Below are 599 nucleotides of genomic sequence, written 5' to 3'. Positions count from 1 at the left end.
CCCGCGCCTACGTCGAACGCCGCAGCGCCGAAGGACGAACACCCCGAGAGATCCGCCGCTGCCTCAAGCGCTACCTCGCCCGAAACATCTACCGAAAACTCAACGCAGCCGCAGCCAACTGCACCCCAAGCCCTGCTTGACAGACATAGGAGATTCAACGGACTCATCGAACTCCACCGCCGCATCGCCAGAGGCTTCCGCAATCGCGACAACTACCGCCTACGCTGCCTACTCATCGCCGGAGGCCTGGACACCTGAACCACCCTCAAGTCCCAAGAGCCCGTTACGCAACCTCACGGTCCAGGCGGAGCGTGCAACTCTCGTCGCGGGGCGGAAGTATCCGCACGCCTACACTCCCCGCCCCGACCGAGGGGGGAGGGAGCGCAGCGCACGGCTGACGACCGCGGCGAGGACTGCGGCTGAAACCGTCGCACACCGACGACCTACTGGCGACGCATCGACCATGCTGTCCTAGCCCGGAGATTTCACGGGGGTGGCTGGACGTGAAGGAGGGAAGTGCCCTCTGACCTGCGAAGATACCGATTGTCTAGGTCTGTATCAGCGTGGTTGAAGGAGCACTTCCCAGGTGAACAAGCGTA

The 599-nt window shown here is 63.4% G+C and carries 1 pseudogene; it reads left to right on the top strand.

The features are described from left to right. Positions 1-140, top strand: a pseudogene (locus tag AAEX57_RS16180) (IS110 family transposase); the annotation flags it as partial. Between the last annotated feature and the right edge of the window lie 459 nt (positions 141-599).

The organism is Luteococcus sp. H91 (genome assembly GCF_038433135.1).
In the GTDB taxonomy this organism is placed as follows: domain Bacteria; phylum Actinomycetota; class Actinomycetes; order Propionibacteriales; family Propionibacteriaceae; genus Luteococcus.
Note: the sequence above shows the minus strand (reverse complement) of the source record. Positions and strands in the feature narration are given on the sequence as shown.